The sequence below is a fragment of the Sphingomonas sp. Y38-1Y genome (genome assembly GCF_032391395.1).
Lineage (GTDB): Bacteria > Pseudomonadota > Alphaproteobacteria > Sphingomonadales > Sphingomonadaceae > Sphingomonas.
Genome location: NZ_CP135916.1, coordinates 1,108,027 through 1,133,606, shown reverse-complemented (window position 1 = coordinate 1,133,606; position 25,580 = coordinate 1,108,027). Strand labels below are relative to the sequence as shown.

The 25,580-nt window shown below is 68.7% G+C and carries 25 protein-coding genes; 12 read left to right on the top strand and 13 right to left on the bottom strand.

All coding sequences use genetic code 11. From position 1 onward, the window contains the following. The first annotated feature begins 3 nt into the window (after positions 1-3). Together odhB and lpdA are read left to right on the top strand one after the other, a co-directional pair. Positions 4-1,257 carry a 2-oxoglutarate dehydrogenase complex dihydrolipoyllysine-residue succinyltransferase gene (gene odhB / locus RS883_RS05320; protein ID WP_315763443.1) on the top strand — a complete coding sequence of 418 codons (1,254 nt, stop codon included), beginning with the start codon at positions 4-6 and terminating at the stop codon, positions 1,255-1,257. 141 nt (positions 1,258-1,398) lie between these two features. Continuing rightward, positions 1,399-2,793: a dihydrolipoyl dehydrogenase gene (lpdA, locus tag RS883_RS05315; RefSeq protein ID WP_315763440.1), complete on the top strand. Its 1,395-nt coding sequence runs from the start codon at positions 1,399-1,401 to the stop codon at positions 2,791-2,793. Between the two features lie 97 nt (positions 2,794-2,890). Here lpdA and recA read toward each other — a convergent pair whose 3' ends face one another. After that, positions 2,891-3,964, bottom strand: a complete 1,074-nt coding sequence (recA, locus tag RS883_RS05310; protein ID WP_315763438.1) for a recombinase RecA — start codon at positions 3,962-3,964, stop codon at positions 2,891-2,893. Positions 3,965-4,154: 190 nt separating this feature from the next. Here recA and RS883_RS05305 point away from each other — a divergent pair, with 190 nt between their 5' ends. Further along, on the top strand, positions 4,155-6,029 hold the full coding sequence (locus tag RS883_RS05305; protein ID WP_315763435.1) for an ABC transporter ATP-binding protein: 1,875 nt from the start codon (positions 4,155-4,157) through the stop codon (positions 6,027-6,029). 232 nt (positions 6,030-6,261) lie between these two features. Here RS883_RS05305 and RS883_RS05300 read toward each other — a convergent pair whose 3' ends face one another. The 4 genes from RS883_RS05300 to RS883_RS05285 are packed head-to-tail and all read right to left on the bottom strand — an operon-like array spanning position 6,262 to position 9,437. Continuing rightward, complete coding sequence (locus RS883_RS05300; RefSeq protein WP_315763432.1) at positions 6,262-6,774, bottom strand: hypothetical protein; 513 nt, start codon at positions 6,772-6,774, stop codon at positions 6,262-6,264. Positions 6,775-6,806: 32 nt separating this feature from the next. Beyond that, positions 6,807-7,781, bottom strand: coding sequence for a glutathione S-transferase family protein (locus tag RS883_RS05295; protein ID WP_315763429.1), 975 nt, complete (start codon positions 7,779-7,781; stop codon positions 6,807-6,809). 20 nt (positions 7,782-7,801) lie between these two features. Then, positions 7,802-8,608 (bottom strand): glutaminyl-peptide cyclotransferase, encoded by an 807-nt coding sequence (locus RS883_RS05290; RefSeq protein WP_315763424.1) that lies wholly within the window; start codon positions 8,606-8,608, stop codon positions 7,802-7,804. 22 nt (positions 8,609-8,630) lie between these two features. Then, a complete protein-coding gene (locus RS883_RS05285) occupies positions 8,631-9,437 on the bottom strand; it encodes a cold-shock protein (protein ID WP_315763421.1) in 807 nt (268 codons plus the stop codon). Between the two features lie 210 nt (positions 9,438-9,647). On the opposite strand from RS883_RS05285, the gene RS883_RS05280 reads away from it, so the two are divergent. From RS883_RS05280 to RS883_RS05260, 5 genes are all read left to right on the top strand, one after another. Beyond that, entirely contained in the window at positions 9,648-10,439 is a 792-nt protein-coding gene (locus tag RS883_RS05280) for a TerC family protein (protein WP_315763418.1), read from the top strand. Between the two features lie 31 nt (positions 10,440-10,470). Beyond that, on the top strand, positions 10,471-11,091 hold the full coding sequence (locus tag RS883_RS05275) for a ribonuclease D (RefSeq protein WP_315763415.1): 621 nt from the start codon (positions 10,471-10,473) through the stop codon (positions 11,089-11,091). A gap of 23 nt (positions 11,092-11,114) precedes the next feature. Then, on the top strand, positions 11,115-11,759 hold the full coding sequence (gene lptC / locus RS883_RS05270; protein ID WP_315763413.1) for an LPS export ABC transporter periplasmic protein LptC: 645 nt from the start codon (positions 11,115-11,117) through the stop codon (positions 11,757-11,759). Continuing rightward, positions 11,759-12,307 carry an LptA/OstA family protein gene (locus RS883_RS05265; RefSeq protein ID WP_315763410.1) on the top strand — a complete coding sequence of 183 codons (549 nt, stop codon included), beginning with the start codon at positions 11,759-11,761 and terminating at the stop codon, positions 12,305-12,307. The genes lptC and RS883_RS05265 overlap by 1 nt, the downstream gene beginning before the upstream one ends. A gap of 67 nt (positions 12,308-12,374) precedes the next feature. After that, positions 12,375-13,001 (top strand): PAS domain-containing protein, encoded by a 627-nt coding sequence (locus RS883_RS05260; protein ID WP_315763408.1) that lies wholly within the window; start codon positions 12,375-12,377, stop codon positions 12,999-13,001. Between the two features lie 188 nt (positions 13,002-13,189). Here the strand turns inward: RS883_RS05260 and RS883_RS05255 are convergent, their stop codons facing one another. From RS883_RS05255 to RS883_RS05225, 8 genes are all read right to left on the bottom strand, one after another. Continuing rightward, a complete protein-coding gene (locus RS883_RS05255; protein ID WP_315763406.1) occupies positions 13,190-14,770 on the bottom strand; it encodes a cisplatin damage response ATP-dependent DNA ligase in 1,581 nt (526 codons plus the stop codon). Positions 14,771-14,904: 134 nt separating this feature from the next. Beyond that, positions 14,905-15,726: a glycoside hydrolase family 16 protein gene (locus tag RS883_RS05250; protein WP_315763404.1), complete on the bottom strand. Its 822-nt coding sequence runs from the start codon at positions 15,724-15,726 to the stop codon at positions 14,905-14,907. Between the two features lie 10 nt (positions 15,727-15,736). Next, on the bottom strand, positions 15,737-18,073 hold the full coding sequence (locus RS883_RS05245) for a xanthine dehydrogenase family protein molybdopterin-binding subunit (protein ID WP_315763402.1): 2,337 nt from the start codon (positions 18,071-18,073) through the stop codon (positions 15,737-15,739). Further along, positions 18,070-19,050: a xanthine dehydrogenase family protein subunit M gene (locus tag RS883_RS05240; RefSeq protein WP_315763400.1), complete on the bottom strand. Its 981-nt coding sequence runs from the start codon at positions 19,048-19,050 to the stop codon at positions 18,070-18,072. The genes RS883_RS05245 and RS883_RS05240 overlap by 4 nt, the downstream gene beginning before the upstream one ends. Continuing rightward, positions 19,047-19,556, bottom strand: coding sequence for a (2Fe-2S)-binding protein (locus tag RS883_RS05235; RefSeq protein ID WP_315763398.1), 510 nt, complete (start codon positions 19,554-19,556; stop codon positions 19,047-19,049). The genes RS883_RS05240 and RS883_RS05235 overlap by 4 nt, the downstream gene beginning before the upstream one ends. Positions 19,557-19,602: 46 nt before the next feature. Next, on the bottom strand, positions 19,603-20,706 hold the full coding sequence (locus RS883_RS05230; RefSeq protein WP_315763396.1) for a GNAT family N-acetyltransferase: 1,104 nt from the start codon (positions 20,704-20,706) through the stop codon (positions 19,603-19,605). Further along, a complete protein-coding gene (locus RS883_RS17135; RefSeq protein ID WP_409977395.1) occupies positions 20,703-21,080 on the bottom strand; it encodes an SEC-C metal-binding domain-containing protein in 378 nt (125 codons plus the stop codon). The genes RS883_RS05230 and RS883_RS17135 overlap by 4 nt, the downstream gene beginning before the upstream one ends. A gap of 85 nt (positions 21,081-21,165) precedes the next feature. Then, positions 21,166-21,459: a hypothetical protein gene (locus RS883_RS05225; RefSeq protein WP_315763394.1), complete on the bottom strand. Its 294-nt coding sequence runs from the start codon at positions 21,457-21,459 to the stop codon at positions 21,166-21,168. 131 nt (positions 21,460-21,590) lie between these two features. On the opposite strand from RS883_RS05225, the gene RS883_RS05220 reads away from it, so the two are divergent. The 4 genes from RS883_RS05220 (at position 21,591) to RS883_RS05205 (ending at position 25,579) form a co-directional block, all read left to right on the top strand. Beyond that, complete coding sequence (locus RS883_RS05220) at positions 21,591-22,481, top strand: DMT family transporter (protein ID WP_315763392.1); 891 nt, start codon at positions 21,591-21,593, stop codon at positions 22,479-22,481. 114 nt (positions 22,482-22,595) lie between these two features. After that, entirely contained in the window at positions 22,596-22,823 is a 228-nt protein-coding gene (locus tag RS883_RS05215) for a hypothetical protein (RefSeq protein WP_315763390.1), read from the top strand. 55 nt (positions 22,824-22,878) lie between these two features. Next, positions 22,879-23,838, top strand: a complete 960-nt coding sequence (locus RS883_RS05210; protein WP_315763387.1) for a nitronate monooxygenase family protein — start codon at positions 22,879-22,881, stop codon at positions 23,836-23,838. Positions 23,839-23,932: 94 nt separating this feature from the next. Beyond that, the gene (locus RS883_RS05205; RefSeq protein WP_315763384.1) at positions 23,933-25,579 is read left to right on the top strand and encodes a diguanylate cyclase; all 1,647 of its coding nucleotides are present in this window, start codon (positions 23,933-23,935) and stop codon (positions 25,577-25,579) included. Position 25,580 lies beyond the last annotated feature (1 nt).

Genomic DNA, 25,580 nt, shown 5'->3' with positions numbered 1-25,580 from the left:
CCCATGGCCACCGAAATCCTCGTCCCCGTGCTGGGCGAATCGATCACCGAAGCGACGCTCGGCGAATGGCTCAAGCAGCCGGGTGAGGCCGTCGCCGCCGACGAGCCCGTCGCCAGCCTCGAGACCGACAAGGTCTCGGTCGAAGTGCCCGCCCCCGCGGCCGGCGTGATGGGCCAGCACGCGGTGAAGCCCGGCGACACCGTCAATGTCGGCGCGATGATCGGCACAATCGAGGTGGGCGACGGTGCTGCCGCCGCGCCGAAGCCCCAGGCGCCGGCTGCTGCCCCCGCCCCGACGCCGGCTCCAGCGCCGACCGAGCCCGCACAGCAGGCGCCCGCTGGCGGTGAGAATGTCGAGGCCGCCGCGCTCTCGCCCTCGGTCCGCCGCGCGATCCTGGAGCACGGCGTCGATCCCGCCACGATCAAGGGCTCGGGCAAGGATGGCCGCATCACCAAGGAGGACGTCGTCGCCGCCGCCTCCGCCAAGTCGAGCGCGCCGGCTGCCCCTGCCCCGGCCGCGGCACCCGCCGCAGCCGTCGCCGCGCCGGCGGGCGACAACCGCCGCGAGGAGCGCGTCCGCATGACGCGTCTGCGCCAGACGATCGCCAAGCGCCTGAAGGACGCGCAGGACACCGCCGCGCTCCTCACCACCTTCAACGACGTCGACATGTCGGCCGTCATCGAGGCGCGCGCCAAGTACAAGGATCTGTTCGAGAAGAAACACGGCGTCCGCCTCGGCTTCATGGGCTTCTTCGTGAAGGCCGCGTGCATGGCGTTGAAGGACATTCCCGCCGTCAACGCCTCGATCGAGGGCGACGAGATCGTCTATCGCGACTATGCCGACATCTCGGTCGCCGTCTCCGCGCCGCAGGGCCTGGTCGTCCCCGTCATCCGCAATGCCGAGAGCCTGTCGGTCGCCGGCATCGAGAAGACGATCGGCGACTTCGGCAAGCGCGCCAAGGACGGCACGCTCAAGATGGACGAGATGAAGGGCGGTACCTTCACCATCTCGAACGGCGGCGTGTTCGGCTCGCTGATGTCGACCCCGATCATCAACCCGCCGCAGTCGGCGGTGCTGGGTCTCCACCGCATCGAGGACCGGCCGGTCGTCCGGGACGGCCAGGTCGTCGTCCGCCCGATGATGTACCTGGCGCTGTCCTACGACCACCGTCTGATCGACGGGCGTGAGGCGGTGACCTTCCTCGTCGCGCTCAAGAACGCGATCGAGGATCCGACGCGCCTGCTGATCGACCTTTGATTCGTTAAGTCCGTTCGTCCTGAGTAGCCATTGAGCGAAGTCGAAATGGCGTTTCGAAGGATGCTTCGATACGGGTCTTCGACAAGCTCAGCCCCTACTCAGCACGAACGGGTGGGGTAGCCCCGCACGGGAGTGTGTAAAATGGCTGAATACGACTTCGACGTCCTGGTGATCGGTGCCGGCCCCGGCGGCTATGTCGCGGCGATCCGTGCGGCCCAGCTTGGCCAGCGCGTCGCGTGTGCCGAGAGCCGCGAGACGCTGGGCGGCACCTGCCTCAACGTCGGCTGCATCCCGTCCAAGGCGCTGCTCCACGCGTCCGAGCTCTACGAAGAGGCCGCAGGCGGCAAGCTTGCCAAGCTCGGCGTCAAGTTCGACGGCGTCAGCCTCGACCTCGACACGATGCACGCGCAGCGGCTCGACGCCGTCAAGGGCCTGACCGGCGGCATCGAGTACCTCTTCAAGAAGAACAAGGTCGAGTGGCTAAAGGGCCGTGCGAGCTTCGTCGATTCCTCGACGGTGCAGGTCGGCGATCGCCAGGTCACCGCGCGCGACATCGTCATCGCGACCGGCTCGTCGGTCACCCCCCTCCCCGGCGTCGAGGTCGACCAGAAGGTCGTCGTCGATTCGACCGGCGCGCTCGAGCTTGCCAAGGTCCCCGGCCACCTCGTCGTGATCGGCGGCGGCGTCATCGGCCTCGAGCTCGGCAGCGTCTGGAAGCGCCTGGGCGCCAAGGTCACCGTGATCGAGTATCTCGACCAGATCCTGCCCGGCTTCGACGGCGACGTCCGCAAGGAGAGCGCGAAGCTCTTCAAGAAGCAGGGCCTCGAGTTCAAAACGGGCACCAAGGTCACCGGCGTCGTCGTCAACGGCGACAGGGCGACGATCACCGTCGAGCCCGCCGCCGGCGGCGCGGCCGAGACGATCGAGGCCGACAACGTCCTCGTCGCGATCGGCCGTCGTCCGAATACCGAGGGGCTGAACCTCGAAGCTGCCGGCCTGACCCTCAACCAGCGCCACCAGATCGAGGTCGATCACGATTTCACGACCAAGGTCGACGGCATCTGGGCGATCGGCGACGTCACGCCCGGCCCGATGCTCGCGCACAAGGCCGAGGACGAGGGCATTGCGGTGGCCGAGAACATCGCCGGCCAGACCGGCATCGTGAACCACGACCTGATCCCCAGCGTCGTCTACACCATGCCCGAGATCGCCGGCGTCGGCCTGACCGAGGAAGCCGCGCGTGAAAAGGGCGAGGTGAAGGTCGGCAAGTTCCCGATGGCCGGCAACAGCCGCGCCAAGACCAACCACGAACCGGACGGTTTCGTGAAGATCATCTCCGACGCGGAGAGCGATCGCGTGCTCGGCGTCTGGATCATCACCTCGGTCGCGGGCACGATGATTGCGCAGGCGACGCAGGCCATGGAGTTCGGCTCCACGGCCGAGGATATCGCCTATACCTGCCACGCGCACCCGACTCATTCGGAAGCGCTGAAGGAAGCCGCGATGGCGGTCCGCGGCAAGCCGATCCACGTCTGAGGCGTACGGAGGCGGCTCGCGCCGCCTCCTTTGGTGATTACGATAATCAGGCGTTCAGCGCACCGGGGCGGTCAACCCGCCCCGGTGCGTCCCGGTCTCAAACGTCGTCGTCGGGGCTCTCGCCGACCATCAGCTCCTCCGCCACTTCGGCGGTGCGGGCGCGGATCGCGGCTTCGAGGCGGGCGGTGATCTCCGGGTTCTCGCGGAGGAAGTTCTTCGAATTCTCGCGGCCCTGGCCGATGCGGACGCTGTCATAGCTGAACCAGGCGCCGGCCTTCTCGACCAGTCCCGCCTTGACGCCCAGGTCGAGGATCTCGCCGATCTTCGAGATGCCCTCGCCGTACATGATGTCGAATTCGACCTGCTTGAACGGCGGCGCGACCTTGTTCTTGACGACCTTCACACGCGTGGCGTTGCCGGTCACCTCGTCACGGTCCTTGATCTGGCCGGTGCGGCGGATGTCGAGGCGGACCGAAGCGTAGAATTTGAGCGCGTTGCCGCCCGTCGTCGTCTCTGGGTTGCCGTACATCACGCCGATCTTCATGCGCAGCTGGTTGATGAAGATCACCATGCAGCGCGAGCGGCTGATCGACCCCGTCAGCTTGCGCAGCGACTGCGACATGAGGCGCGCCTGAAGGCCGACATGGCTGTCGCCCATCTCGCCCTCGATTTCCGCGCGGGGCACCAGCGCCGCAACCGAATCGACCACCAGCACATCGATCGCGTTCGACCGCACCAGCGTGTCCACGATCTCCAGCGCCTGCTCGCCCGTGTCGGGCTGCGACACGATCAGCTCGTCGATGTTGACGCCCAGCTTCTTGGCATAGACGGGGTCGAGTGCGTGCTCGGCATCAACGAACGCCGCGGTGCCGCCACCCTTCTGCGCCTCGGCGATGCAGTGGAGCGCCAGCGTCGTCTTGCCCGAGCTCTCCGGACCATAGACCTCGATCACGCGGCCGCGCGGCAGGCCGCCGACGCCGAGCGCGATGTCGAGCCCGAGCGAGCCGGTCGAGATCGCCTCGATCTGCATCGTCTCCTTCTGGCCCAGCCGCATTGCCGATCCCTTGCCAAAGGCACGATCGATCTGTGCCAGAGCGGCGTCGAGCGCCTTTTGCCGGTCCGAGTTCGCGGTCGCCATGTCGTTCCCGATCACCTTGAGCTGAGCTGCCATTTTCCGCTTTCCTCGCTAGAGCAACCGCGCGCCCCGTTCAACGCGCGCGAGCTTCGTACCCAATTCGTTCGATGAGAACAAGATGGGAACGTGGTAGCGCAACCACAAGCGTGGCTTCGGTTCCTCGTGCGTCCGGGTCGTTGCACCCAAAAGCGCTTTCAAGAGTTTGAGGCTGCTGCATCGCAGCATCATGAACGCTGCTCATGGATCGAACGCCTTGCGCTTTCTCACCAGTCCTGCCCGGTTCCTGATCCACTATGTCGCCGCTCGGCCGCTCGGTTTTCTGCTGCTCGGCGCGATCGTCGTCGCGGCGAGCGCGGGGTCGATCGGCACGCAATATGCCATGAAGCTGCTGATCGACGCGATGACCGCGAAGAGCGCGCTGGCGGCGGTCTATTGGGCACTGGGGCTGTTCATCGGCCTAGTGGTGGCCGAGAGCCTGCTTCAGCGGGCTGCCGCGTTCCTGCTCGGGCACCTGACCGTCACGTCGGGGGTGCGCATCCGCCTCGACATGTTCGACTATCTGACCGGGCACCAGATGCCTTTCTTCCAGCAGCAGCGCGCCGGATCGCTCGGCCATCGCATCGGCTCGCTCGCGGGCAATTTCGGCGCGCTCGTTCACCGGCTGGTGATGGAGGTGACGCCGCCGATCGTTGCGTTCGTCGGCGCGCTCGTCATCTTCGTAACGATCGACCCGGCAATGGCGGCGGTACTGGGCGGCATCTTCCTGACCGTCACCGCGATCCTCGTCATCCACGGCCTCAAGGGGCACGTCCACCACCGCGCGTTCGCGCAAAAGGCGGGCGTCGTCGGCGGCGAGCTGGTCGACCTGATCGGCAATATTTGGGTGCTCAAGGCATTCGCCGCGCGCCGGCGCGAGCTCGACCGGCTGGACGTGATCCTCAAGGACGAGGCGCACGCCCAGCGCAAGGGCTGGTTCTTCGTCGAGCGCGTCCGCGGCCTCTATGACATCGCGATGGCGGCGATGGTCGCGGGCACGCTCGTCTGGGCGATCGGCCGCTGGTCGGCCGGAGCGGTGACGACGGGCGATGTCGTCATCATCACCACCCTCACCTTCCGCATGCTCCACGGCGCGCGCGACCTGGCGATGGCGCTGATCGATACCAGCCAGCAGTTCAGCTACCTCGACGAGACGCTGGAGATCGTTGGCGTGCCGCACACGCTGACTGACGCGCCGGACGCCCCCGCGCTCGTGCCGGGCGCGGGCACCGTCGCGTTCGAGGCAGTGAGCTTCGGCTACGACCCCACTCGCCCGATCCTGCGCGACCTGAGCTTCGACGTACCCGCCGGGCAGAAGGTCGGCATCGTCGGCCCGTCGGGTGCGGGCAAGTCGTCGATCCTCCAGCTCGTCCAGCGCTTCTACGACGCGGGCGCCGGCCGCGTGCTGATCGACGGCCAGCCTGCCGATGCGGTGACGCAGGAAAGCCTCAACCAGGCGATCGCGATGGTGCCGCAGGAGGTGCTGCTGTTCCACCGCAGCGTCATGGACAATATCCGCTTCGCCCGCCCCGAAGCGACCGACGAGGACGTGCGGCGCGCGGCGGAGGCGGCGGGCTGCGCCGACTTCATCGCCGAGCTGCCCGACGGCTATGACAGCATCGTCGGGGAGCGCGGCACGTCGCTGTCGGGCGGCCAGCGCCAGCGGATCGGCATCGCCCGCGCCTTCCTGAAGGACGCACGCATCGTGCTTCTGGACGAGGCGACGTCGGCGCTCGACACCGAATCGGAACTGGCGGTGCAGGCGGGGCTCGAGCGGCTGATGGTCGGCCGCACCGTGCTGGCGGTCGCGCACCGGCTGTCGACGATTGCCGAATTCGACCGCGTGCTGGTGGTCGAGCGCGGCCGCATCGTCGAGGACGGCGCACCGCAGCACCTGTTGATGCGCGAGGAGGGCGAGTTCCGCCGCCTGTGGGCGCTCCAGGCGCAGGGGCTGGAGCTCGACGACAAGCCCGAGCCGAAGCTGCGCCTGATCGGCGGGAACGCGATGCTGGGCCTCAACGACCGCGTTCAGGCGGCGTGGCGCAGGGCGTCTGGCAAGGGGTGATGGATACCGGAGCGCCGGTGCCGTACAGGTCGAGTCTTGCAACTCGTCAGATCGGGGTCTGCCTTCCCCGTTCGTGCTGAGTAGAGACCGAGCGAAGTCGAGGGCTCGTATCGAAGTACGCTGGTCGCAAGATCGCCTGTCCTTCGATACGCCACTTCGACAAGCTCAGCGGCTACTCAGGACGAACGGATAAGCGTGGGACGGGCTCACCGCCCTACCCGGACCCAAGCGCCTACCGGCAATCCTCCGCCACGCGCAGGATTTCGGGCCAGGCGGGGATCACCAGCGGGCGCGGCGTCGCGCCCTCGACCACGAACCGCCCGCGGCTGAAGCCCATCGCGTCGAGCAATCCGTCCCGCGCGGGCAGGCGCACCTGCACCATGCCCGCGGCCCCTGGCGTCAGCGACAGCGTCCGTGCGGTGCTGCTGGTGCGTACCACCGCACGCGATCCGCTCCCCTGCACCGCGAACGTCACCGTCGACGCGGCGCGGTCGCAAGTCAGGCTCGCCACGCCAGTGCCGAAGCGCGCCACCGATCCGCCCGCCGTCGCGGTGTAGCGCCAGTCCCCCGGCGTCAGCGGCCAGTCGCGCCAGTCGCTGGAGGCGGGCGGCGGCGCGGGTGGCGGTGTCGGGCGCGGCGTGGGCGCCGGCCGCGGCTCGGGCGTCGGCTGCGGAAGCGGCCGGGCCGGCGGCACGCAGGCGGCGAGAGCGACGAGCGGCAGGGCGGCGAGAAGCGGACGCAACATGGCTCGCCTTATGCGGGCGCATGGCCCCGCGTTCAACCGCCCTCCGCCCCGCCGCCCACGCGCTGCGCCGGGCCAATCGGCACGATGCCGGTCGGATTGATGTCGGGGTGGCTGCGGTAATAATGCGTCTTGATCTGGTTGAGGTCGATCGTCGCGGCGACGCCGGGCAGCGCGGCGATCCGCTCGGCGAAGTCCGACAGCCGCGGATAGTCGATCAGCCGCCGCCAGTTGCACTTGAAATGCCCGTGATAGACGGGATCGAAGCGCACCAGGGTCGTGAAGGTGCGGATGTCCGCTTCGGTCAGCCGGTCGCCCGCCAGCCACTCGCGATCGTCCAGCCTCGATTCCAGCCAGTCGAGCGTCTCGAACACGCCCCGCGCCGCTTCTTCATAGGCGGACTGCCGGGTTGCGAAGCCCGCGCGATAGACGCCGTTGTTGAGGCCGGGATAGACGCGGTCATTGATCGCATCAATTTCGCCGCGAAGATCGGCGGGGTAGAAGTCGCCCGGCCTGGCGCCCAGATCGTCGAACGCGGTTGACAGCATTCGCAGGATGTCGGCCGATTCGTTGCTGACGATCGTCTCGTCTTGTTCGTCCCACAGCACCGGCACGGTGACCTTGCCGCTCATGCCGGGCTCGGCGCGCGTATAGAGTTGGTGGAGGTGCGACAGACCGTAGAGCGGCTCGCCCGAGCCGCCATCTTGCGGCTCGAAGCTCCAGCCGTCCTCGCCCATGATCGGCCCGACGACCGTCACCGGAATGAGCGCTTCCAGCCCCTTGAGCGCGCGGACCACCAGCGTGCGGTGCGCCCACGGGCAGGCGAGGCTGACATAGAGCCGATAGCGGCCCGCTTCCGCCTTCCAGCCGCGCTGGCCCTCGGGCCCCGGCCCGCCGTCCCGCGTTAGCCAGCCGCGAAAGCCGCTGTCCGCTCGCTCGAACTCACCCTTGTCATTGGTCGGTGCGACCGCGTCGTCGCTCGTCCACTTGCCGTCGATCAGTTTTCCCATGCCGACCCAACGCGGCCGGGCTATTTCCGCTCCGGCAGCGCGATCTCGAACAGGCGGGGCCAATCCTTGCCGGTGACGTAGAGGCGCTTGCCCGCCTCGTCCCAGGCGATGCCGTTGAGCACCGCCTCCGGATCGCGTGCGGCAACTTCCCGCACCAGCGGCGACAGGTCGAAGCGGCGCGCGACGCAGCCCGTCTTCGGATCGATCGCGACGATCACGTCGCTGTGCCAGACATTGGCGAAGACAAGCCCGTCGATCCACTCGAGCTCGTTGAGCTGCGGCAGCGGCGTTCCGGCCAGCGTCACGCGCACGCGACCCGTCTCGGCAAAGGTCGCCGGATCGTGGAAGATCAGGCTGTCGCTACCGTCCGAGCGGATCCAGCGCTTGCCGTCGCTCGTCAGTCCCCAGCCCTCGCCCTCGTAGCGAAAGGTGCCGAGCGGCCGCAGCGTGTCGGCGGCGAAGCGATGCGCGACGCCGTTGGTCCAGGTCAGCGCGACCAGCTCGTTGCCGATCCGCCCCAATCCCTCGCCAAACTGATTGGCGGGGATCGCCCGCCGCATCAGCACGCGGCCGGTCGCGGCATCGACGCGCCGCACCTGCGACTCGCCATATTGCCCGGTCGATTCGATCAGCGCGCCGCGGTGCCAGATCAGCCCCTGCGTGAACGCCATCGGGTCGTGTGCCATCCGCCGGACGACCCGCACGCCCTCGAGCGCCGGAGCCGGACAAGTCGCCGCGGGCACCGCGTCCTGCGCCAGCGCCGGACACGAAAACGCCGCGCCGGCAAGGACCGACGCGGCGATTCGCAGGATCGTTGCGGCGCGCATCGCGCGTGCCCCGATCGTCCGGTTACTGAACCGGGTTCAGATTGACCGCGGCATATTTGCCACGACGATCGACCTCGAGCTCGAACTCGAGACGGTCGCCCTCGTTCAGCGTGGGCAGACCCGCACGCTCGACGGCCGAGATGTGGACGAACGCGTCCGGCTGGCCATCGTCGCGCTGGATAAAGCCGAAGCCCTTCATGGCGTTGAAGAACTTGACCGTGCCCGACGAACGCTCGCCGGTCAGCTGGCGCTGCGGACCGCCGGCGCCGCCGCGCGGACCCGCGTCGCGATCGCCGCGCGGCGTCGCTGCCGAACCACCGGTAACGGGAAGCGGCTCGCCATCGATCTTGAGCTCGGTCGCCGAGATGCGACCGCCGCGATCGACGAGCGTGAAGCCCAGCGGCTGGCCCTCGGCCAGGCCGGTGAGGCCCGCCTGCTCGACCGCCGACACGTGGACGAACACGTCCTCGCCGCCGTCGTCACGGACGATGAAGCCGAAGCCCTTCTGACCGTTGAAGAACTTGACGACGCCCTTGCCCTCGCCGACGACCTGGGGAGGCATGCCGCCGCGACCACCGCCGCCGAAGCCGCCACCGCCGCCGCCGAAACCACCGCCGCCGCCGCGGTAACCACCGCCGCCACCGCCGCCGAAGCCGCCACCGCCGCCGCCATAGCCGCCGCCACCGCCGAAGCGGTCGCCGCCGCCGAAGCCGCCGCGATCACCGAAGCCGCCGCCGCCGCCACCGAAGTCGTCGCCGCCGAAGAAATCGCGCTTATCCTTGCCGCCGCGGCCACCGCGGCCACCGCCGCGCCCTCGATCGAAACCCATGCCCTGTTCGTCTTCCCGGTTCGTCCGCTACAATCATCGAAACCCAAGCGCCGGACGAAGAACGCAGGTGTCCATGCGCCCAAAAGTCAGGCGCCTCACTTCACCGCATAGCCGATAATTTCGGGCACCGCGAACGAATTCGTCGCAAATGCGGCGTTTATAGGGAACATTGGCGATTGACGTTGCTTCGTCGCAACGAAAGCACAGGTCATGGAAAACATCAGCGCACTTCTCGCCGATCCGGCCGCCTGGGCCGCCCTCATCACGCTGATCGTGATGGAGGTGGTGCTTGGAATCGACAATCTGATCTTCATCTCGATTCTGTCGAACAAGCTGCCCGAGGGACAGCGGCAGAAGGCGCGCAGGGTCGGCATCGGCCTTGCGCTGGTGATGCGCCTGTTGCTGCTCACAGCGATCGCCTGGATCGTCGCGCTGACGCAGCCCGTCTTCGACCTCGGCATCACCGGCCCCCTGGGCGCGCATGGCGAGCCCAGCTTCGAGACGCAATTCTCGTGGCGCGACCTCATCCTGATCGCCGGCGGTCTGTTCCTGATGTGGAAGGCGACCAAGGAGATCCACCACACGCTCGATCATGAGGAAAGTCCCGAGCTTCTCGACAAGACCAAGAGCGCGGTCGAGATCGGGTTCACCGCCGCGATCGTTCAGATCATCCTGCTCGACATCGTCTTCTCGATCGATTCGATCCTGACCGCGGTCGGCATGACCGAGCATGTCGAGATCATGTATGTCGCGGTGATCGTCGCGGTCACGGTGATGCTGGTCGCCGCCGATCCGCTCGCCAACTTCATCAATCGCAATCCCACCGTCGTGATGCTCGCGCTCGGCTTCCTGCTGATGATCGGCATGGTGTTGATCGCCGAGGGCTTCGGCGCGCACATCCCCAAGGGCTATATCTATACCGCAATGGCGTTTTCCGCCGGGGTCGAGATGCTCAACATCTTTGCGCGGCGGCGACGCGAGCGGGAAAAGGGCGGGCATTGAGCCTGCCCGCCGCTTTCCCTATGGCGCGGCGATGACCGTTCATTTCCATGAGGAAGACCTGCCCGCGGGCGTCTTCGCGCCGGGCGCCTCGATCGCCGTCGATACCGAGACGATGGGCCTGCTCACCCCGCGCGACCGGCTGTGCGTCGTCCAGCTCTCCGACGGGTCGGGCGACGAGCATCTCGTTCGTTTCAATCCGGGCAGCGACTATGCCGCGCCGAACCTGCGCGCCGTGCTCGCCGACCCGGACCGGCTCAAGCTCTATCACTTCGCGCGCTTCGATCTGGCGGCGATCCGCCATTATCTGGGCGTCGTCGCGGCGCCGGTCTATTGCACCAAGATCGCCTCGCGGCTCGTGCGGACCTATACCGACCGGCATGGCCTGAAGGAGCTGGTGCGCGAGCTGCTCGGCCAGGACATCTCGAAGCAGCAGCAGTCCTCCGATTGGGGGGCGCCCATCCTGTCCGACGCGCAGAAGGATTACGCCGCCTCCGACGTGCGCTTCCTCCACGCGCTCAAGACCGAGTTCGACAAGCGGCTGGCGCGCGAGGGGCGGATGGCGCTGGCGCAGGCATGCTTCGACTTCCTGCCGCACCGTGCCGAACTCGACCTGGCCGGCTGGCCCGAGACCGACATCTTCGCCCACGCCTGACCGCCTCTCACCGGAGCCGCCGCTTGTCCGAGATAGCCACCCGCGTCCGCACCGAACGCCAGCGCTGGGCGGCGCCCGGCAGCCGCCACGACGCGCTCGTCCGCGTGCTTCAGGTGGTGCTGCCGATGGGCATCGGCATCCTTGCCGCGTTCCTTGTCATGGCGCCGCTGTTCATGGGCGGCGACGTGTCGTTCGTCCTCGACAAGAACAAGGTCGATGTCGCCGCCGAGCGGATGCGCATCCAGGCGGCCAAGTATCGCGGCGCCGACGACAAGGGCCGCGCGTTCGAGATCGATGCGGGATCGGCCGTCCAGAAAAGCTCGGCCGAGCGCGTGGTTCGCCTCAACCGCCTGGCCGCCGGAATCGAGCTGACCGACGGCCCTGCCACCATCCGCGCCAACCAGGGCCGCTACGACATGGAGACCGATCGCGTCGCCATCGACGGGCCGATCGCGGTGCGCGCCGCCGACGGCTATTCGCTCGACACGCGCGACGCGACCGTCGACCTTCGCGAGCGCAAGCTGCAATCGGGCGGGGCCGTCACCGGCCAGACGCCGCAGGGTCGCTTCAGCGGCAACCGCCTCGAAGCCGATCTCGAGCAAAGAACCGTGCGAATCGTTGGCGACGCCCGCTTGCGGATCGTGCCGCAAAGCGCAAATAGGCGCTGATGCTCCGCGCCCTCGCCCCCCTCGCCGTCGTGCTCGCCGCCAGCGCGGCCTTTCCCGGCGCCGCGGGTGCGCAGCGCCACAATTCGAACGCGCCGATCGACTTCGCGGCGAACGCGATCGAGCTGCAGGATCGCGCCAATCGCGCGGTGCTGTCGGGCGGCGTCAACATCCGCCAGGCCAATCTGACGCTCACCGCCGATCGCGTCACCGTCGCCTATACGGGGCAGGTGATCGGCGGCAGTCCGCAGGTGTCGCGGCTCGACGCCTCGGGCGGGGTCACCGTCGTGCGTCCCGACCAGCGGGCGCGGGCGCAGTACGGCGTCTATGACCTCAACCGCCGCGTCATCACGATGCTGGGCGGCGTGTCGCTGACGCAGGGGACCAACACCGTCACCGGCGGGCGGCTGTCGATCAACCTCGACACCGGACGGGCAGTCATCGACGGCTCCGCAGTCGGTGGCGGCGGGGGCGGCACCGCGACCGACAATGGCGTGGTGCGCCAGAGTGGCCGCGTCACCGGGCGCTTCACCGTGCCCGAACGGCGTTGACAGAAGCGGGACGACGCTGAACCGTCAGCCGACTGGTACAAGTCGCCAAAGCTGATATTGTACGGATATGTCGTCGATCCCCGCACCGATCCTCACCATCGAACCCTGGGTCGAGGCGATGATCTCGGGCAGCCCGATCGCCTCGGTCATCTCCAATCCGCGGATCGCCGACAATCCCATTGTGGCGTGCAACGATGCGTTCTGCACGCTCACCGGCTACGACCGCGACGAGATCGTCGGGCGCAACTGCCGCTTCCTGGCGGGCACCGGTACCGAGCCCTGGCTGACCGAGGAGATCCGCACCGGGGTGCGCGAGCAGCGCCCGGTGCTGGTCGAGATCCTCAACTACAAGAAGGACGGCACCCCCTTCCGCAACGCCGTCGTCGTCGCGCCGATGTTCGACGAGGGTGGCGCGCTCGCCTATTTCGTCGGCTCGCAGGTCGAATTGGGCGAAGGCGTCCCCGGCCCCTCGACCAGCCGCCGCATCAAGGCGGCCGAGAGCATCAAGGCGCTGTCGGAGCGTCAGCGCCAGGTGCTGATGCTCGTCGCCAAGGGGCTGCTCAACAAGCAGATCGCCGGCGTGCTCGGCCTGTCGGAGAAGACGGTGAAGATGCACCGCGCGATCGTGATGGAGCGGCTGGGGATCAGCCGCTCGGCGGAGATGGTGCGGCTGGCGGTCGAAGCGGGGCTTTAAGCGCCTAGCCCCTCTCTTCTTACTTCCCCGGCGTAGGCCGGGGCCCAGTTGGGGGACGGCCGCGATGACGCGGTCCGCTTCGTGACGTCGACCTTCCCAACTGGACCCCGGCCTTCGCCGGGGAAGTAGGAAGAAGAGGTCGCCTTACTCTACGCGGCCGCCGTCCCCCTGCGGCACAAACAACCCCCTCAACTCACCATCCGCCGGAGGGTGTCGATGCGATCCGCCTCCGCCGCCGGCTTGTCGCGGCGGATGCGCGCAATCCGAGGGAAGCGCATCGCCAGCCCCGATTTGTGCCGCTTCGACTCGTGGATCGAATCGAACGCGACCTCCAGCACCAAGGTCTTCTCGACCTCTCGCACCGGGCCGAAGCGCTGGACCGTGTGGTTGCGCACGAACCGGTCGAGCCATTTCAGCTCCTCGTCGGTGAACCCCGAATAGGCCTTGCCGACCGGCAGGAGCTCACCGTCCTCGGTCCAGCAGCCGAACGTATAGTCGCTGTAGAAGCTCGACCGCTTGCCGCTCCCGCGCTGCGCATACATCATCACGCAGTCGGCGGTCAGCGGATCGCGCTTCCATTTGTACCAAAGGCCGACGCGCCGCCCCGCGACATAGGGCGAGTCGCGCCGCTTGAGCATCACTCCCTCGATCGCCGAGTCGCGCGCCCCTTCCCGGATCGCGCCGAGCGCGTCGAAGTCGGGCGCGACGATCACCCGGCTGAGGTCGAACCGCTCGGGGTCGAGCCGCGGGACGAACGCCTCCAGCCGCTCGCGCCGCTCTGCCCAGCCGAGATTGCGCAGGTCCTCGGCGCCGTCGAACAGGATGTCGTAGAGGCGGACGAACGCCGGATAGTCGCCGAGCATCTTGGCCGACACGACCTTTCGCCCCAGCCGCTGTTGCAGCGCGTTGAAGCTTGCCGCCTCCCCGCCCTGCGCTTCGCCCTTCACCAGCAATTCGCCGTCGAGCACGCCGGGCACGGTGAACGCCGCCGCGACTTCCGGAAAGCTGCCGGTCACGTCGTCGCCCGCCCGGCTGTAGAGGCGCGTCTGTCCGGCGACATGGACGAGCTGAACGCGGATGCCGTCCCACTTCCACTCGGCGGCATAGTCGGAGAGGTCGACGGTCCCGTCCTCCAGCGGATGCGCGAGCATGAACGGGCGGAACACCGGTACGTCGGCGGCGCCCGGCTGTTCGCCGCGCCCCTCGGCCCAGTCGAACAGCTCGGCATAGGGCGCGCCGAGGCCGTGCCACACCTCCTCCACCGCGTCGACGTCGAGCCCGAATGCTTGCGCCAGCGCCGTCTTGGCGAGCCGTGCCGACACGCCGACGCGAAGGCCGCCGGTGGCGAGCTTGAGCAACGCATAGCGTTCGTCCGATTCGAGCCGGTCGAGCATGTCGGCCAGCACCGCCGGCGCGTCCGATCGGCTGAGCGCGGCGAGCCGGTCGATCACCTGCGCCACCGTCAGCGGCTCGGCATTGTGCGCGCGCTTCTCGGCGGGTTCGGGCCAGAGCAAAGCCACCGTCTCGGCGGTGTCGCCGACGAAGTCGCGGCTCATCGCGAACAGCACCGGGTCGACACGCTCGGCGATCAGCGCGCGGATCAGCGCGGGCTTGACCGCGGGCAGGTCGATCTCGCCCGTCAGCGCCGCCAGTGCCCAGCCGCGATCGGGATCGGGCGTCGCGCGCAGATAATCGGCGATCAGCTTCAATTTGGCATTGCGCGACCGCGTGTAGATCAGCCGGTCGAGCAGGTCGGCAAAGGCGCGCATCCGCCCCTAACGCACGTCAGCGGCTTTGGTGCGACCCGCCCCCGTTCGTCCTGAGCCTGTCGAAGGACGTGCCAAAAGCGTTTCGCTTAGACCACGTGCTTCGACAGGCTCAGGACCAACGGCTGAAGGGAAGCTCACCTCGCCTTCCAGTACCGCACATGATCGATCGACAGTCGCATCGGGAATGCCGTGTCGTCGATTCCCTTCGACCCGCCCCAGTCGCCACCCACCGCCAGGTTGAGAATTAGGAAATACGGCCGGTCGAACGGCCAGGCGCCCTTGTCGCCGGGCTTGTCGTTGGTGACGCGCATGAACGCACGCCCGTCGATCCCAATCGTGATCGCATCCGGCCGCCAGTCGAGCTGATAGTCGTGATAGGCGGTGCAGGCATCCGGCACGCGCTGCTGCGCGCCGCGCTGCGTGCCCTTCACATGGTTGTAGTCGCCCGAGTGGAGCGTGCCGTGGATCACGTTCGCGTCCCAGCCGACCATCTCCATGATGTCGATCTCGCCCATGTCGGGCCATTTACCGCCCTCCGGCAACAGCCACACCGCCGGCCAGCCGCCGCGCTCGCACGGCAGTTTCGCGCGAACCGAGTAGAAGCCGTAGCCGAGCGGCTGGCGCGTCACGAGCTTGGCCGAGCTGTACGCCTGCCCGCCCCAGTCGGCGAAGCGATCCCTGGAAAGCGTTTCGCGCCGCGCTTCGATCACCAGTGCGCCGTCCTCGATCCGCGCATTCTCCGACCGGGCGGCCGAGTAATATTGCTTCTCGTTGTTCGCCCAGCCCACCGCATTGCGCGAGGTGTGGTATCGCCACGCCTTTGTGTCGACGCGAGGCCCGTCGAACTCGTCGGCGAAGCTCGGCTTGCCCGCGGGCACCGCCATCGGTGCGTCGACCTTGTAGTTGGTCGCGCCCAGCGTCGCGGTCTGAAGCGCGATTGTCAGCAGCACACTCATGCTCCGGGTCTCACAGCAGCTTGTCGAGCGTGATCGGCAGGTCGCGCACGCGCCGGCCGACCGCATTGTAGATCGCGTTGGCAACCGCGGCGCCCGTCCCCGTGATGCCGATCTCGCCGATCCCGCGCGCACCCATTGGCGTGTGGGGATCGGGAATGTCGGTCCAGATTACCTCGATGTCGGGGACGTCCAGATGCACCGGCACATGATATTCGGCGAGGCTGGGGTTCATCACCCGTCCCTTGCGCTCGTCGAACTGCGTCTCCTCCATCAGCGCGAGGCCCAGGCCCATGATGATGCCGCCGCGGAACTGGCTCGCCGCCGTCTTGGGGTTGAGGATGCGCCCGCAATCGAAGCTGCCGAGAAAGCGGCTGACGCGCACCTCGCCGGTGACCGCATTGACGCGCACCTCCGCGAACATCGCCGAATGGCTGTGCATCGACCAGTGCATCAGCTCGAGCGGCATCGGCGGCGTCGCCTCGACGCTCACCTCCGCCCGGTTGGCGCGCGCGAGGATCGAGGCATAGCTCTCGAACGCCCCCGGATCGTCGCCGCGGCACAGACCCGCGTCGCGGCACGCCAGTTCGTCGGGCTTGGCGCCGGCGATCGGCGAGTCGTTGCCGGCCAGCTTGACGAGTTCGGTGACCAGCGCGCGCTGCGCCGCCACCACCGACGCGCCGATCGCCGCGGTCTGCTGCGACCCGCCGGCCATCACCGCGCCCGGCAAGGTCGAGTCGCCATAGTTGAAGCGGATCGCCGCGGGGTCGAGGCCTAGCCGGTCGGCGGCGATCTGGACCTGCACCGTCGCAGTGCCCATCCCCATTTCGTGCGCGGCGATGTGGATCACCGCTTCGCCCGCCGCGGTCAGCGTGATCCGCGCGGCGGCACCGGGCATCCGGTAATAGGGATAGGTGCCGGTCGCACAGCCCATGCCGACCCACCATTCGCCTTCGCGGCGCGAGCGCGGGGCGGCCGATCGCCGGTCCCAGCCAAAGCGTTCGGCGCCGGTCCGGTACGCCTCGACCAGATGGCGTCCGGAAAAGGCGAGGCCGCTCACCGGGTCCTTGTCGGGCTCGTTGCGGATGCGCAGCTCGATCGGATCGATGCCGGCGACCTCGGCCAGCTCGTCGATCGCGCATTCCAGCGCGAACGTACCCACCGCCTCGCCGGGCGCGCGCATGAAGGTGTTGGCGAGCGAGTCGATCTCGACCGTCTGCACGTCGAGCAGCATCGTCTCGGCGGCATAGGCGCTCCGCGTCGGCAGGATGAACGGCTCGGGCATTGCACTGGCGGGCGACTTGGCGGTGACGCCGGTGTGGATCAGCGCGGTCAGCTTGCCCTCCGCATCGGCGCCCAGCGCCACGCGCTGCTCGGTCGGCGCGCGTCCGCCGACCAGGCGGTAGACGCTCTCGCGCGACAGCATCAGCCGCACCGGCCGCCCGGCCAGCTTCGCCGCGGCGGCGGCGATCGCCTGATGCTGCCACAGTCCCTTGCCGCCGAACCCGCCGCCGACAAAGGGCGACGTGACGATCACCTTCTCCTCGGGCAGGCCGAACACGCGCGCGACCGACCACGCCTCATGCGCGACCATCTGCGTGGTGTCGTGGATGCGAAGGGTGCCGTCCTCGTCCCACAGGCAGGTGAGCCCATGCAGCTCGATCGCATTGTGGTTGTGCCGGGGCGTCGAATAGGTGGCGTCGATCCGGTAGTGCGCCGTCGCCAACGCGCGCTCGGCGTCGCCGATCTCGTTGCGCAGCGGCTGCATCATGAAGGTCGCCTGCTTCGGCCCCTTCGCACGCGCGACCGCGAAGCTCGTGACCGCGGCTTCCTCGGCATAGGTTGCGCGGATCAGGCTCGCGCCCTCCCGCGCGGCTTCCTGGCTGTCGGCGACGACGATGGCGATGGGTTGGCCGTTCCAGTGGATGCGGTCGTCCTGAAGGATGGGCACGTCGTCGGGGAACGCCGCCTTCGACGCCGACATGAACACCGGCGGCGGGTTGAGCCGCGGTGCGTGGCGATGCGTCATGACGAGGACGACGCCCGGCACCGCCTCCGCCGCCGCGGTGTCGAGCGTTGCGATCCGCCCCTTTGCCACGCCGGCATGCGCGATCGCGGCGTAGGCGAGGTTCGGCGCCTCGAACTCCGCGGCGAAGCGCGCCTGCCCCGCGACCTTCATCGGTCCGTCCAGGCGAGAGACGGGCTTGCCTACTTCGCCATTCTGGCGGCGGATCAGCGGATCGGGCGTGCCGCCGGGGATCCACTTGTCGGGGGCGAGCGCCACCGCCTTGGTCAGCGCCGCCATCGCCAGGCCTTGTGCGCGCTGCTTGGCGCCGTCGAGGATGCTCATGCGCCCGTCTCCGAAAGCTCGCCGAGCACCGCGGCGATCGTCCGCCGCGCCAGCTCGATCTTGAACCCATTGTCGCGAAGCGGAACCGCCGCGGCGAGTTCGGCCTCCGCGGCGGCGAGGAAGCTCGTCTCGCCGGCGGGCTGGCCGATCAGCGCCGCCTCCGCCGCGTGCGCGCGCCACGGCCGGTGCGCGACTCCGCCGAGCGCCAGCCGCACCTCGGCAACCAGGCCGTCCTCGACGCGCAGCGCCGCGGCGACCGAGAGGAGTGCAAAGGCATAGCTCGCCCGGTCGCGCACCTTGCGATAGCGCGCGTGCATCGCGATCGGCAGCGCCGGCAGCTCAACCGCGACGATCAGCTCGCCCGGCGCCAGCGCCGTCTCCCGATCGGGCGTGTCGCCGGGCAACAGGTGAAACTCGCCGATCGGGATCGTGCGCGCGCCCGCCGCCCCTTCGACATGCACCACCGCGTCGAGCGCGGTCAGCGCGACGCACAGGTCGGACGGGTGCGTCGCAACGCACGCCGCGCTCGCGCCCAGGATCGCGTGGATGCGGTTGAACCCGCCCTGCGCGTCGCATCCCTCGCCCGGCACCCGCTTGTTACAGCGCGACCCGACGGTGTCGTAGAAATAGGTGCAGCGCGTCCGCTGCATCAGGTTGCCGCCCAGCGTCGCCATGTTGCGGATCTGGGCCGAGGCGCCCGCGACGATCGCGCGCGACACCAGCGGATAGCGCGTCCGCACCAGCGGGTGCTCGGCCATCGCGCTGTTGCGCACGCCCGCACCGATGCGCAGCCCGCCGCCTTCGGTCTCCTCGATCGCGTCGTTGAGCCCGGTAACGTCGACCAGCGCCGCGGGCGTCTCCAGCCCTTCACGCATCAGGTCAATGAGGTTGGTCCCGCCGCCCAGATAGCGCGCAGCGCCCTCCAGCCGCATCGCATCGGCGGCGTCGCTGACGCGGACATAGGTGAAGGGCGTCACGCCGCGGTCTCCAGCCCGAACGCATCCTCGATCGCGGCGATGATGCCGTTGTGCGCGCCGCAGCGGCACAGATTGCCGCTCATCCGCTCGCGCAGTTCCTCGCGCGTCGGCGCGATCGTCGTCTCGCCCACGTCGCCGGTGACATGGCTGGGCATCCCGCGCCGCAGTTCCTCGACCATCGCCACCGCCGAACAGATCTGTCCGGGCGTGCAATAGCCGCACTGGAGCCCGTCATGCTCGACGAACGCCGCCTGGAGCGGGTGGAGCGCCTCTGGTGTGCCCAGCCCCTCGATCGTCGTCACCGATCGCCCGTCGGCCTGTACCGCCAGCATCAGGCAGGAGAGCATCCGCGTACCGTCGACCAGCACGGTGCACGCCCCGCAGGCACCCTGGTTGCAGCCGATCTTGGTGCCGGTCAGGTGGCGATGGTCGCGCAGATAATCGGCGAGCGAGACCCGCGGATCGGCGGGCGGCGGCGCCTCGATCCCGTTGACGATCAATGCCATGCGCCTCTCCTTCGAGGCACAGGCTAACGCGGCGCGATGCGCGCGGCTAGACGGATGTTTGCGGCTGGCCGCTGCCGGTCCAGCGGGACTCGAACAGGCGCGCGACCGCGGAGGCGAGGCCCGGCCGCACGAACAGCCAGTCGCGGATCATCGGCCCCGGCTCGGCGCCGATCACGCGCTTGTAGCCGCTGTCGCCCGCGCCCCAGTCGACCCGCGCGATCCCATCCTCGCGCGCACGGACGAGGTTGCGATAGTAAAGGAGCTTGCCCGGCGAATGCTTGGCGTAATCGGGGACATAGCTGTTGGCGATCGCGTATTTGAGGTCGCCGACGTTCATGTCGAAGCTGAACGCCGCCGGCCGCCCGTCGACGCGCAGCACCGCCGCCCACATCATCTGCGCCAGCACCGGATCCGCCGCGGCGGCGCGCCAGAATGCGCCATGGCCGGCGCCCGTGAACTTGGCATCGCTGCCATCGGTACGGTCAGCGATCCAGCTGCCCTCCTCGACGGTGGCAAGCGCGTCGAAGGCCTCATCGGTCCAGTCGGCGCCGCTGACGAACGACCAGTCGAGGCTGCCATGCGCGCCCAGATGCTTTTCGTGGAAGCGGTTCTTCTTGAGCGTCGACAGCCGCGGGAACGGCCCCTCGGCCGCGAGCGCCGCCATGTCGAGCAGGAAGCTCGGCGCGACATCCCGCGGCATGGCGCGCCATCCGCGCGCCGCCGCACCCGCGCGCAGCAACGCCAGCGCCGGATCGTCGTCATAGACGGGGCCGAGCCGCAGCGCGCGCACGCTCTTGCCGAGTTCGCCGAGCAGCGCCTCGCCCGCCTCGATCCCGGCATCCTCGGCAACCGGAAAGCTGCGCATCGGCCAGTAGCAGCCGGGCACCGCCGCCATGCCGATCACGCCCGGCCCCGCCGGCACGATCGGCAGCGCGGCCACCGGCGCCCCCTCGCGCACCACGGTCAGCGTCCGCGCCGCGCCGCCATAGGCCGCGAGCGCCGCAGCGAACCAGCCATAGCGCAGGAACCGGTGCGTCGGCCGTGCGCGCGCCGCGACGACATCGATCGCCGCCGACAGCCCGACCACCGTCTCGACATGGTGGGCAGGCGGCAGGCGATCGAATTCGGCGAGCGACATCGGCTTGGTCATCCCCGCCGCCCTAGCGCAATCGGGTTACCAAGCGATGGAGGCGCGGCAACGGTTCGTCGCGCCGGCCGCCAGCCTCGCCGATGTGTGTCACTCACGCCAATAATCGTGCCGTCCGGCACCATCGAAAGCATCCGGAGGCGAGGCAGCACCGCTTGAAACCGGTGGCCGGAGCCGCACGGGCACGGATCGTTCCGGCCCAGCTTCTCGACGAGTTCCTTGTCGCCATGAACGAAGCGCAGGCCTCGTTTCACCTGAGTCTCGGACGGATAGCCCTTGCGGCGCTTAAACGTGCGCTCGAAAGCAGGGCTGGTCGAACGGGTCGCGATGCTTTGCCATGTTCGCCTCCTGTCATTGTGGCCGGTCCCCAGTAGCATGGACGCGGCCAATGGGCATCCCGTCTCCCCGTTCGTGCCGAGCCTGTCAGGACGAACGGGTGTGAGATACCGCGGATGCCTTGAACTAAGGCTGCGGCGCGCCCGGGTTCGGCGGCTGCTCGACTACGGTCACGTTGACCGGTTCGCTTGCCGACTTGCTCGGCGCGACGCCGAGTTCGGCGAGCGGTTCGTCGACCACCGCGGCTTCGGCGTTCGGGCCGGGGGCGGCGCCGGTCAGGTTGGCGACGACATCGGGCCGCGCGGCGCCGGCCGCCTCGACGGGCGCATTACGATCGACCGCGCTGAAGATCGCGCCGGCCAGGCCGATGAGCAGCACCACAGCCGCGAGCCCGGTCAGGGCAACGCGAATCCGCTGCATCGTTTGCTGGGAGTCGGGAGTGGGCGACCGCATCTTTGCCGGTAACCTAACGTGGCTTCAGCGGCTTGTCGACAGCGGCGCCCGGCTTACCGGCCGTTGCATCGTCCGGCGGGGGGCGGCAGAGCCCGGTCGTGACCCGCCCCGACTCCCCCGCCCGCGCCTATGCGATGCTCGCCATCGTCATGCTGTTCTGGGCCGGCAACTCGATCGTCGGGCGCGCGATCCGGGAGGATGTGGCACCGCTGACGCTCGCCTTGCTCCGCTGGACGGGCGCGCTCGCGATCGTGCTGCCCTTCGCCTGGCGGTCGCTCGCCGCGGATCGCGTGGTGATCGTCCGGCACTGGCGCATGCTGCTGCTGCTCGGGCTGCTCGGCATCGCGGCGTTCAACGCGCTCCTCTATTCGGGCCTGGCCGCCACCACCGCGAGCAATGCGCTGCTGCTCCAGGCGGGGGTGCCCGCGCTGGTGCTGCTGATCGATCGCGCGGGCTTCGGCATCCGCGCGCGCCCGATCGAGGTGGCGGCAGTGGTGCTTGCCACGCTGGGCGTCGCGGTCGTGGTGTTCCGCGGCGACTGGCACGTTGCGGCGAACTTCCACCTCAATCCGGGCGACGCGCTGATCCTGGCGAGCGTCGTCGTCTGGGCGCTCTACACCTCGCTGCTGCGCCGCCGGCCGGGCATCGCGCCCGCCAGCTTCCTTGCCGTCACCTTTGCGATCGGCGTCGCGGCGATGCTGCCGGCCGCTGCGACCGAATGGATCGCCGGGCGCGGCATCGATCCGGTTCCGCGGGCGCTCGCGGGCGTGGCCTATGTCGCGATCTTTCCCTCGACGCTCGCCTATGCGCTCTACAACCGAGCCGTCGGGATCGTCGGCCCGGCAAGTGCGGGGCGGATGATCGCGCTCTTGCCGCTGTTCGGCGCGCTGCTCGCCTCGGCGCTGCTCGGCGAAGCACTCCAGGCCTACCACGGTTTGGGCATGCTGCTCATCCTCGCGGGCATCGCGCTGCCGCTGCTGCGCCGCTGAGGCGAGACCTTGTTGCATTGCGGCGAGCCGAGCGCGACTCGGTTGAAGGATTAACCATTTGAGGATAGCGGGACACAGGGCAGATATTTTTCATCCGGGCGGGAACAAAGTTCGATGATTGAGTTCGCGGTGTTTCTCTATGGCCTGTGCGCTGGGCTGATCCTGATGATCGCGCACAAGAACCGGCGCGAGTCGAAGCCGAACCCGACCGTGGTGATCGCGATGGGCTGGGGCCTGATGTCGATGTCGTCGGTGCTCGCGCTGCTGCTCGCCGCCGTCGCGATGGCGATGGCGATGGGCGCCACGGGCCCGATGTTCGAGGTTCTGACCGCCGCGCGCTGAACTCGCCCGTCCGGCGGCGCTGGACAGGCTTTTGAGTTGCGCTATGAAACGGGTCATGGCGCTTCCTCCACTCTTCGACCGTCTCCGGCTGCCGATCGTGGCCAGCCCGATGTTCATCGTCTCGGGTCCCGAGCTGGTGATCGCCCAGTGCAAGGCGGGGATCGTCGGCTCCTTCCCGTCGCTCAATGCCCGGCCGCAGGCGCTGTTCGGCGAGTGGCTGCACCGCATCACCGAGGAACTCGCGACCTGGGACCGCGAGCATCCCGACACGCCCGCCGCGCCGTTCGCGGTCAACCAGATCGTCCACAAGTCCAACGACCGGCTTGAGGCCGATCTGGAGACCTGCGCCAAGTGGCGGGTACCGATCGTCATCACGTCGCTCGGCGCGCGTGAGGAACTCAATACCGCCGTGCATGGCTGGGGCGGGATCACGCTCCACGACGTCATCGACGACCGCTTCGCGCACAAGGCGGTGGAAAAGGGCGCGGACGGCCTGATCCTCGTCACCGCCGGCGCGGGTGGCCATGCCGGGCGGCTCAATCCCTTCGCCTTCGTCCAGGAAGTGCGCGACTGGTTCGACGGGCCGGTGCTCCTGTCCGGCGCGATCGCCAATGGCGGCGCGGTGCTCGCGGCGCAGGCGGCGGGCGCGGACCTTGCCTATATCGGCTCGCCCTTCATCGCCACGGTCGAGGCCAATGCCGACCCTGCATACAAGCAGGGGATCGTCGACGGGCGCGCGGCCGACATCGTCTACACCAACCTCTTCACCGGCGTGCACGGCAACTACCTGCGCGCCTCGATCGAGGCGGCGGGGCTCGATCCCGACAATCTGCACGCCAGCGACCCCAGCGCGATGAACTTCGGCTCGGGCGGCGGCAGCAAGGCAAAGGCGTGGCGCGACATCTGGGGATCGGGTCAGGGCATCGGCGCGGTGCAGGCGGTGGAGAGCGTCGCCGACCGGGTCGATCGGCTCGCGGCCGAATATGTTGCCGCCCGTGCACGCCTGATCGGCTGAACCGAAGGCGACATTTACCGCTCGTTTAGCAAGCGGTGCGATGGTCCGGCTCGTGGGGTGTGGGAAATTCTTGCTCGCCGTGCTGTGCACGGCGTTGGCAGCGTTGCTGCCTGCCGGATCGCCGGCCTGGGGACAGGCGGGGCTGACGGGACAGCGGCTTGCGGTGTGCATCGCGCCGGTGCGGTCGGGCGAGCGCATCACGGACCTCATCGCCGGTCGCATCGCGCTCGATTGTGACGGGCGCCAGACGCGGTACGGCCAGGGCGATTTCTGGGCCGCGACCGGGCCCCTCTCCCTGAATGCGAGCGAAGGCGACCTGCGACTGCGGACCGCCAGCCTGTGGCAGGCGCGCACCACCGTCGGCCTCGTCCATGCGAACGGCCAGGTCGACTGGATCGTCGCCGACTCGCGCCAGCTCACCCACCAGCTTCAGCTCGGCGCGATCGTCGAATATGCGGTGCCTGCTGCCGCCTCTCCGATCACCCGGATCGTCTGGCGGCTAGATGGCGCCGCCAATCGTCGCGGCGTGCTCAATGGCGTGCATGTCTCGACCGAGAAGCAGAGCGATCGATCCAACCTCTACATGGCGACGATCTATGCCGCGTTCGGCGGGCTGGCGATCGCGCTGCTCATCTTCAATTTCGCGCTGTGGCGGGCGCTGCGCCACGGGTTCCAGCTCGCCTATTGCCTGATGCTGGCGCTGTTGCTGCTCTATGCGCTGTCCAGTTCCGGGCTGCTCGCGTGGCTGATGCCGACGCTCGACAACAACAATCGCCTGCGCATCAACTACATGACGCTGGCCGCGTCCGCCGCCGCCGCGCTATTGTTCGCGCGCACCTATTTCGAGGCGCGCGTGTTCGAAGGGGGCCTTGGCCGCATGGTCGAGGGCGTCATCGTGCTGATGTTCGCGATCGGCATCGGTGTCGCGCTGTTCGCGCATCGTTGGATGGTCGAGCTCGACTTCGCCTTCACCGTCTGCTGCGCGCTGCTGGTGGCGGTGATCCCGCTGATCGTCTGGCGTGCGTTCGCGCGGCGAAGTGCGTATATCTGGATGTTCGCGCTCGCCTGGGTCGCGCCGATCGGCACCGCGGTCACGCGCATCGCCCAGTCGATGAACCTGGTGCCCTGGAACTTCTGGCTCGACAATTCGACGCTGATCGCGATGGCGGTGGAGGCGTTGCTCTCTAGTCTTGCGATCGCCTACCGGATCCGCCTGTTGTCGGCGGAGCGGGACAAGGCGGTGGCCGCGTCGGTCGTCGACCGGCTGCTCGCCGCGACCGATCCGCTGACCGGCCTGCTCAACCGCCGCGCGTTCCTGGCGCAGGCGATCGGGCGCGAGGGGCGCCAGCAGCTGATCCTGCTCGACATCGACCATTTCAAGATGGTCAACGAGACGCTCGGCCATGACGGCGGCGACGAGGTGCTCCGCGTCGTCTCCCGCGTGCTGCGCCAGATGGGCGTCGCAGACACGCTGGTCGCACGACTGGGCGGCGAGGAGTTCGCGCTGGTCGCGCACGCGAACGCGCCGATCGATCCGGTGCAATTGCTCGCCCGGCTGCGCGCGACGCGCATGCCCTTCGACCTGGCCGTCACCGCCAGCATCGGCGCGTGCAGCGGCCCGCTCGCCACCGATCTCGACTGGAAGCGGCTCTACCAGAACGCCGACCGCGCGCTCTATGATGCGAAAGCCGGCGGCCGCGACCGCGCGCGCATCATCGAGGGGCTCGCGGCGGTCGCCTGAA

What these genes read in the sequence shown, in the direction of transcription:
- RS883_RS05255 (WP_315763406.1), bottom strand. Translation starts at nt 14,770, where the DNA reads ATGCGCGCCTTTGCCGACCTGCTCGACCGGCTGATCTACACGCGGTCG.
- RS883_RS05235 (WP_315763398.1), bottom strand. Translation starts at nt 19,556, where the DNA reads ATGGCATTGATCGTCAACGGGATCGAGGCGCCGCCGCCCGCCGATCCG.
- RS883_RS05260 (WP_315763408.1), top strand. Translation starts at nt 12,375, where the DNA reads ATGTCGTCGATCCCCGCACCGATCCTCACCATCGAACCCTGGGTCGAG.
- RS883_RS05285 (WP_315763421.1), bottom strand. Translation starts at nt 9,437, where the DNA reads ATGGGTTTCGATCGAGGGCGCGGCGGTGGCCGCGGTGGCCGCGGCGGC.
- RS883_RS05275 (WP_315763415.1), top strand. Translation starts at nt 10,471, where the DNA reads ATGACCGTTCATTTCCATGAGGAAGACCTGCCCGCGGGCGTCTTCGCG.
- recA (WP_315763438.1), bottom strand. Translation starts at nt 3,964, where the DNA reads ATGGCAGCTCAGCTCAAGGTGATCGGGAACGACATGGCGACCGCGAAC.
- RS883_RS05305 (WP_315763435.1), top strand. Translation starts at nt 4,155, where the DNA reads ATGAACGCTGCTCATGGATCGAACGCCTTGCGCTTTCTCACCAGTCCT.
- RS883_RS05215 (WP_315763390.1), top strand. Translation starts at nt 22,596, where the DNA reads ATGATTGAGTTCGCGGTGTTTCTCTATGGCCTGTGCGCTGGGCTGATC.
- RS883_RS05225 (WP_315763394.1), bottom strand. Translation starts at nt 21,459, where the DNA reads ATGCAGCGGATTCGCGTTGCCCTGACCGGGCTCGCGGCTGTGGTGCTG.
- RS883_RS05280 (WP_315763418.1), top strand. Translation starts at nt 9,648, where the DNA reads ATGGAAAACATCAGCGCACTTCTCGCCGATCCGGCCGCCTGGGCCGCC.
- lpdA (WP_315763440.1), top strand. Translation starts at nt 1,399, where the DNA reads ATGGCTGAATACGACTTCGACGTCCTGGTGATCGGTGCCGGCCCCGGC.
- RS883_RS05245 (WP_315763402.1), bottom strand. Translation starts at nt 18,073, where the DNA reads ATGAGCATCCTCGACGGCGCCAAGCAGCGCGCACAAGGCCTGGCGATG.
- RS883_RS05295 (WP_315763429.1), bottom strand. Translation starts at nt 7,781, where the DNA reads ATGGGAAAACTGATCGACGGCAAGTGGACGAGCGACGACGCGGTCGCA.
- RS883_RS17135 (WP_409977395.1), bottom strand. Translation starts at nt 21,080, where the DNA reads ATGCTACTGGGGACCGGCCACAATGACAGGAGGCGAACATGGCAAAGC.
- RS883_RS05210 (WP_315763387.1), top strand. Translation starts at nt 22,879, where the DNA reads ATGGCGCTTCCTCCACTCTTCGACCGTCTCCGGCTGCCGATCGTGGCC.
- RS883_RS05265 (WP_315763410.1), top strand. Translation starts at nt 11,759, where the DNA reads ATGCTCCGCGCCCTCGCCCCCCTCGCCGTCGTGCTCGCCGCCAGCGCG.
- RS883_RS05300 (WP_315763432.1), bottom strand. Translation starts at nt 6,774, where the DNA reads ATGTTGCGTCCGCTTCTCGCCGCCCTGCCGCTCGTCGCTCTCGCCGCC.
- odhB (WP_315763443.1), top strand. Translation starts at nt 4, where the DNA reads ATGGCCACCGAAATCCTCGTCCCCGTGCTGGGCGAATCGATCACCGAA.
- RS883_RS05250 (WP_315763404.1), bottom strand. Translation starts at nt 15,726, where the DNA reads ATGAGTGTGCTGCTGACAATCGCGCTTCAGACCGCGACGCTGGGCGCG.
- RS883_RS05230 (WP_315763396.1), bottom strand. Translation starts at nt 20,706, where the DNA reads ATGACCAAGCCGATGTCGCTCGCCGAATTCGATCGCCTGCCGCCTGCC.
- RS883_RS05290 (WP_315763424.1), bottom strand. Translation starts at nt 8,608, where the DNA reads ATGCGCGCCGCAACGATCCTGCGAATCGCCGCGTCGGTCCTTGCCGGC.